The 6,564-nt window shown below is 68.7% G+C and carries 5 protein-coding genes and 2 tRNA genes; 1 reads left to right on the plus strand and 6 read right to left on the minus strand.

What is annotated here, in order from left to right; genetic code table 11:
- Nucleotides 1-174: 174 nt before the first annotated feature.
- The 6 genes from VJ655_RS00575 to VJ655_RS00600 form a co-directional block, all read right to left on the minus strand.
- Nucleotides 175-248, minus strand: a tRNA-Cys gene (locus VJ655_RS00575).
- 458 nt (nucleotides 249-706) lie between these two features.
- A tRNA-Ser gene (locus VJ655_RS00580) sits at nucleotides 707-796 on the minus strand.
- Nucleotides 797-899: 103 nt separating this feature from the next.
- Nucleotides 900-1,319 carry a PaaI family thioesterase gene (locus VJ655_RS00585; protein ID WP_324097443.1) on the minus strand — a complete coding sequence of 140 codons (420 nt, stop codon included), beginning with the start codon at nucleotides 1,317-1,319 and terminating at the stop codon, nucleotides 900-902.
- A gap of 87 nt (nucleotides 1,320-1,406) precedes the next feature.
- On the minus strand, nucleotides 1,407-2,249 hold the full coding sequence (locus VJ655_RS00590; protein ID WP_324097444.1) for an MBL fold metallo-hydrolase: 843 nt from the start codon (nucleotides 2,247-2,249) through the stop codon (nucleotides 1,407-1,409).
- Nucleotides 2,250-2,512: 263 nt separating this feature from the next.
- Entirely contained in the window at nucleotides 2,513-3,181 is a 669-nt protein-coding gene (locus VJ655_RS00595) for a hypothetical protein (RefSeq protein ID WP_324097445.1), read from the minus strand.
- A 218-nt stretch (nucleotides 3,182-3,399) separates the two neighbouring features.
- Entirely contained in the window at nucleotides 3,400-4,407 is a 1,008-nt protein-coding gene (locus tag VJ655_RS00600) for an RluA family pseudouridine synthase (protein ID WP_414646907.1), read from the minus strand.
- A gap of 144 nt (nucleotides 4,408-4,551) precedes the next feature.
- Here VJ655_RS00600 and VJ655_RS00605 point away from each other — a divergent pair.
- The coding region (locus VJ655_RS00605) for a TonB-dependent receptor (protein WP_324097446.1) at nucleotides 4,552-6,564 on the plus strand (2,013 nt) is incomplete at its 3' end.

Consider the following 6,564-nt stretch of genomic DNA (forward strand, 5'->3'; position numbering starts at 1 on the left):
CACACCCTGCGCGATCCGGCCTCGCTGGACACCTACGCTGATCGTGACGCGATCGCCGGGGTGACCGCTCAACGGTCCAGCGCGCGACTCGCGCGGGGCTGAACCGGGAATGAATTCTGCAAACCGACCTGCAAACTGGTCGATAGCCAAAGGAGCTAAGTGCTTGAAAAGTGGTGGAGGCCCGGGCCGGAATCGAACCGGCGTGCACGGATTTGCAGTCCGCTGCGTCACCACTCCGCCACCGGGCCATCCGGGTCAACGCAGAGCGAGCGTTGGCGAAGAGGGCGTTCGATACAGGAGCGATAGCGGGGTCGCAACTGCCAAATTCGCGTTCTTCCTTAGATGCGGGGCGCTAACGAGCCAGACCCGGTTCGGGACTGTTTGACCCCGTCATCGCCGACCCCAGTGCTTACGCCGGTCAGTCCGTACGCTCGGTCAGAAGCTCGCGCGGGCCCGCGAGGGGCGCGTACCAGTAGATGCACGACTTTGATCCGTCGTTGTGAACCTGAAGGCGCAGATGCGCCCGTCGGGGGCTGACCTTCGCGCGGCGCTTCGATCAGGCTCGCCATTTCCCATCGACGCTTTCGCTCACGAATGCCAGCGGAAGCGGCCAAGCGGCCCCGATCGAGGCTGAAAACCAAGTGTCGGTTTTATCGGGATTTTTCGCGCTTCTGCGGATCGTAGCGGAAGCTGGCGAAAGAAGGAGTGGCGGAGAGGGTGGGATTCGAACCCACGGTGCCCTTCCAGGCACGCCGCATTTCGAGTGCGGTACATTCGACCACTCTGCCACCTCTCCACAGGTGTTTTTTCGAGAGCTTTTTAGGGCCCCGAGGTCGAGGGCGCGATAACTAGCGGCGTCGTCGGCGGGACGCAACCCCTTCCCCCCGGCTTTTTTCGCCTCAGACTTTTGGCCGCAGAATCATCTGGGTGCAGCGGAAAAGGGCGATGGTCTTGCCCGTCGTTTCGTGGGTCACGACGGCGTCCCAGACCTGGGTGTTGCGGCCGCCATGGACCAGCTTGGCCTCGACCGCCACGCCGCCCTCTCGGGCCGTGCCCAGGAAGTTGGACTTCAGCTCGATGGTGGTGAAGCTGGTCCCGCCCTCCGGCAGCGAGACCATGCAGCCATAGCCGCAGGCGGAGTCGGCCAGGGCGATGACGCTGGCGGCGTGCAGGAAGCCGTTGGGCGCCATGTGGCGCTTGTCGACGTCGAAGCGGCCCTTCACATGGCCCGAGGTCGCCTCCAGCCACTCCAGGCCCAGGAGATCGGGCAGGCTGCCCGCCTGGCCGGCGGTCAGAGCGGCGCTGAAATCCTCGGCCATGGGCGGTCCTTCATATGTTTCGCGCGCGAACCATATCCGCGCCGCGCGTCGCGACGCAAGTCCATTGCGAAAGAAAACGGAAGGAGCCTAGAGCTTGGCGAGGTCCACGGGCGCGAAGCGCTGGCCGGATGGGGATTCCGGCGGGAGGCGGCCGGCGCGCACGGCCACGCGAAGGGCGGCGGCGGCCAGGACCGGCTCGGGCAGCAGGGCGTCGGCCACGGTGCGCAGGGCGATGAAGTTCAGCCGATCCACGCCGTCGTTCAACTGCACGTTCGCGGCCTTCTCCTCGGCCACGGTGGACTCGCCGGCGCCGGCCGCGCAGACACCGGGCAGCACGCGGGTCGCCGGGGGCAGGGCCAGCACCTTGCGGGCGTCGTCGAAGGTCTTGCCGGCGTCGGCGCCGGGAACGTCGCAACGGCCCGCGCCCTCGGCCGGGGCCAGCAGGACGTCGCCGGTGAAGATCGCGTCGCCGAGGCGATAGGCCACCGCGCCGGGCAGTCGGCCGTCCAGGGCCAGGGCGGTGATTTCCAGCCCGCCCATGGGCAGGGCCTCGCCGTCCTGGGCCAGCTTGTCGAAGTCCCAGCCGTCCAGGTCGACGCCGTCCTCGCCGAGCGCCGGGGCCAGGCGCTTCAGGCTGTCGACGACGCGGGCGCCGATGCAGATCGAGGCGCCGGTCTCGTACTTGACGTGGCCGGCGGCCGAGACATGGCCGGTGTGGAGGGCGGTTTCCAGGATCCAGGTCGGGCCGAGATCTCGCGCGCGGATGTCGGCGATGATCTTGTCCATGAAACTCGTGTCGACGGCCTCGGTGACCGGGTCGAAATCCAGCACGGGATCGACGATGGCGCAGAGGAATGTCGCCGGATCGACGATCAGATAGGTCACCGTCCCGGTTGCGGGATGGCGATAAGCGGTAATTTCCGGCTGCATCCAGTGTGCCCTAGTCCCGAAGCGGACACCTTGGCCGCAAAGCCGTTAAGCATCAGCGAACGACGACACATGAAATCGGACTTATTCGACGGCCCGGCAGCGCTTCGCGACGGATCGGCAGACCTGGGTCGCACCGAGAACCCAAAATGAGCGCGGCTCGGGGAGAAACCTCCGGAGCCAAGATCAACGAGCTCTGTCCATAGACTTGGCGCGCGCGGCGGCGAGGCGGTCTACACTTGTCCTCGCCGTCAGGGCGCCCGGCTTTAGCGCGCGGGCGCGACGGCGGCGCAGGGATGGGCGCCGTCGCGCAAGCCTTCGACCCACAATGGCTCGACGTAACGGCCGCCGTCGCGGAAGCCGGGGGCGCAGCCGACGGGCGTGTCGTCGCCCCGGCCCGAGCCGCCCGCCATCACCGACAGAGCGATCGACTGCTGCGAGGCGCCGCGCGCGCGGCCATAGCCGTAGCCATAACCGCCGTAGCCGCCGCCGTAATAGGGATCGGCGTAGAAGCCGCCGTGCTTGCCGAAGTCGGTCTTAGAGACGGCGACGCCGACCGTGGCGTTCTCGCCCACGGGGATCAGGGCCGAGGCGTAGGCGCTGCGATAGCCGCCGGTGCCGACCGAGACGCCCATCGAGCCATGGACCTTGCGCTTGCCGTCCTCGTCGCGGTCGGCGGGGAGCAGGCCGCGCGGGCCGTCGTCGTACTGGGGCGCGGGATTGGCGGCCAAGAAGGCGGCGATCTGCTCCTGCGTTGTCATCGGGCGCGAGGGCGTGGCCGTCGCCGCGGTGGAGGCGGCGGGCGCGGCGGTCAGGACCTGGGCGGTCGGCTTGGCCTGGGCGGTGGCGATCACCTCGTCGTCGCCATTCGGCGCAGCCATGGCGGGCGCGGCGACGGAGAGGCCGACGGCGAGGATCGCGATAAAACGCCGCATGGCTAAGCTCCGGAATGACACGCTACGACACTAGAGCGTGCTAGCCGAAAGTGTGAGCGGTTTCGGCGGCTATCACGCTCTACTTGTTTGGAAGACGAGCCTGTTTAACGGGATCGAATTCCATTCGAACCCGACAGGCTCTACCGCGCCAAGCCAGCGCAATTAGGGCGCTTTTGTTGCGTCGGCGCAAGCTTGGCCCGTTACGCGTTCCCAAGGGTTCAAAGCGTTTCCAGCCCTTTCTGAAGCGCCGCCATGTCGGCGGGCAGGGGCGTTTCGAAACGGAGAGCCTCGCCCGTGATCGGATGGACGAAACCCAGCAGCGCCGCGTGCAGGGCTTGACGCTTCAGCCCCGCCGCCTGGATCTGCTCGCGCACCGGCGCGGCCGGCGGGCTCGCGCCGTAGACCGGATCGCCGAGGCAGGGGCTGCCCTTGCTGGCCAGGTGGACGCGGATCTGGTGGGTGCGGCCGGTCTCGAGCCGGCAGGCGACCCGCGCGGCCAGGGGCCTGTCCTGCGGACCGAAGGCGGCCTCGACCCGGTAGTGGGTGATCGCCTCGCGGCCGCCCGAGCGCAGCACCGCCATCTTCTTGCGGTCGCCGGGCGAGCGGCCGATCTGGGTCGTGATCGTGCCGGCGGACGGCGAGGGCGCGCCACGGGTGAGCGCCACGTAAAGCCGGTCGATGTCGTGCCTGGCGAACAGGGCCGAGAGCCCCTTGTGGGCCGCGTCGCTCTTGGCCGCGACCATGACGCCGGAGGTGTCCTTGTCCAGGCGATGGACGATGCCCGGCCGCGCCACGCCGCCGACACCCGACAGGCTGTCGCCGCAATGGTGCAGCAGGGCGTTGACGAGCGTGCCGGTCAGGCTGCCGGGCGCGGGGTGGACGGCCATGCCCGCCGGTTTGTCGACCACGATCAGGTGCTCGTCCTCGTAGAGGACGACGAGGGGGATGGCCTCGGGCTCGGGATCGGCCGGGATCGGCGGCGGCACGACCAGGACGTAGGTCCCGGCGCGAGCCTTGCGCGAGGCGTCCGTCACCGGCTGGCCGTTCGCCGACAGCCGCCCCTCGGCGATCAGCGCCTGCAGCCGGGCGCGCGACAGATCGGGGAACAGCGGCGCCAGAGCCTTGTCGAGGCGCTGGCCAGCCTGGCCCTCGGGCAGGACGGCGGTCAGGACCTCGCCCAGGCCCTCCTCGGGGCCGGCGCCTTCGTCGAAGGCGTCGTCGCCCAAGACTTCCTCGTCCAGGGCGTCATCGTCCAGCCTGTCTTCCGCGCGCGTCACCGGGGTTTCATCGCTCCTTCACACGTCCGTCGCGTTGGCGACACGTCTCATGCCTACGGGCCAGATCGAGTTTCGTATCCAGGGGGATAGTCGATGCGCGCTTTCCGCACCACCACGCTGTTGACCGCCAGTCTCTTGGCGCTGGTCGCCGCCGCTCCGGCCTTCGCCGCCGATGACCCGGCGGCCCCGGCGAGCGCCGAGCAGGACACCCGGCTGGGCGAGGTGGTCATCACCGCCCAGAAGCGCGCCCAGGATCCCGTCGAGGTGCCGGTCGCCGTCACCGCCTATTCCGGCAAGTTCCTGGAGGCGATCGGCGTCAAGGCGTTCGACGAGCTGTCGGCCTTCACGCCCGGCTTCCTGGTCCAGAACCAGTCGAACAACAATTCCGGCTTCGTGATGCGCGGCATCACCTCCGACAGCGGCTCGGCGACCGACGAGACGCGGGTGTCGATCTATCAGGACGGCGTGCCGATCTCGCGCTCGCGCGGCTCGTATGTCGAGCTGTTCGACATGGAGCGGGTCGAGGTCGCCAAGGGCCCGCAGTCGACCCTGTTCGGGCGCGGCGCCCTGATTGGCGCGGTGAACCTAGTGCAGAACAAGGCCAATCCGGGCAAGAACGAGTGGCTGCTGAAAGCCGAGGGCGGCACGGGCGGCTATCTGGTCGGCGAGACCATGGTCAACTTCGCGTTCGGCGACGGCTCGGCCCTGCGGATCGCCGCGCGCGCCCGCCAGAACGACGGCTACGTCAAGGACGCCGCCGGCGGCGACGCCTACAACTCGACCGACACCAAGGCCGTGCGCGCCGCCTATCATCTGGAGCCGGGCCCGCTGAAGCTGGACCTGATCGGCAACTATCAGGAAGACTCCACGACCGCCACCTCGTTCAAGAGCCACACCTTCAACCCGACCAACCCGCTCACCGGCGAGGTCCTGGGCAACACGGACGTTGGCTCGGCCGCGACCCTGGCTCCGGGCGTCGGCTTCGAGGGCGGCAAGCCGCTGGGTCTGGAGCGCAAGGTCTATGGCGTCACGGCCCTGGCCGAGTACCGGATCAATGACAGCCTGACCCTGTCGTCGATCACCGCCAGCCGCGCCTTCCACTCGACCGAGGTGTTCGATCCGGATGGCGCGAGCCTGCCGATCCTGACCTTCGCCGAGGACGCCCAAGGCCGCCAGCAGAGCCAGGAGCTGCGCCTGCGCTATGACGCCGGCGGTCGCTTCTCGGGCTTCGTCGGGGCCAATTACTTCCACGAGACGGGCTCGTGGCGCATCCCGGGCCAGTTCGACGAGCGCCTGGTGCTGGCCCTGCTGGCCGGCAATACGCCGCTGGGCATCAGCCGCCCGAACCCGCAGCCGCTGGCGGTGCTGACCAACCCCGCCTATCTGGCGCAGGTGCTGCAGCTGGGCTTCGGCATCCCGTCCTCGATCGCGCCGGGCATCGTCTCGAACCTGAAGCCGGTCCACAGGGAAGAGTTCGCCAACTACGGCGAGAACACCGCCTACGACGTCTATGCCGACGGCACGTTCAAGCTGACCGACAAGTTCGAGATCACCGCCGGGATCCGTTACACCAGCGAGGATCGCGAGGCTGCCTATCGCTCGACCGTGCAGAACGGCCGCTCGATCCTGGGCATCCTGCTGGCGGCCCCGACGCCGACCAACCTGTTCCTGGCCGCCCAGCCGAACGCGGTGAACAGCGCCGCCCTGCCGACCGTGGGCCTGATCACCCAGCCGACCACCAACAACGGCGACACCTTCCGCAAGAAGATCGACGACAGCGGCGTCACCTGGCGCCTGGTCGGCCGCTACGCGCCGTCCGAGGACCTCAGCCTCTACGCCTCCTACGCGCGCGGCCGCCGTCCGGACGTGATCTCGTCGAGCGCGCCGGCCACCCCGCTGGGCGCGGCGCGCTTCAACGTGGTCGCCTCGGAAACGGTCGACAGCTACGAGGCCGGCGCCAAGGGCAAGCTGCTGGACGGCCGCCTGTACCTGGCGGGCTCGGTCTTCCGCTACGACTACGACAACTTCGCCACCAGCTTCCGCCAGGGCGCGCAGGTGGTGACCCTGAACGCCGGCAAGGCCAAGGCCTACGGCTTCGAGGGCGAG

This window comes from Caulobacter sp. (genome assembly GCF_035254145.1).
GTDB lineage: Bacteria > Pseudomonadota > Alphaproteobacteria > Caulobacterales > Caulobacteraceae > Caulobacter.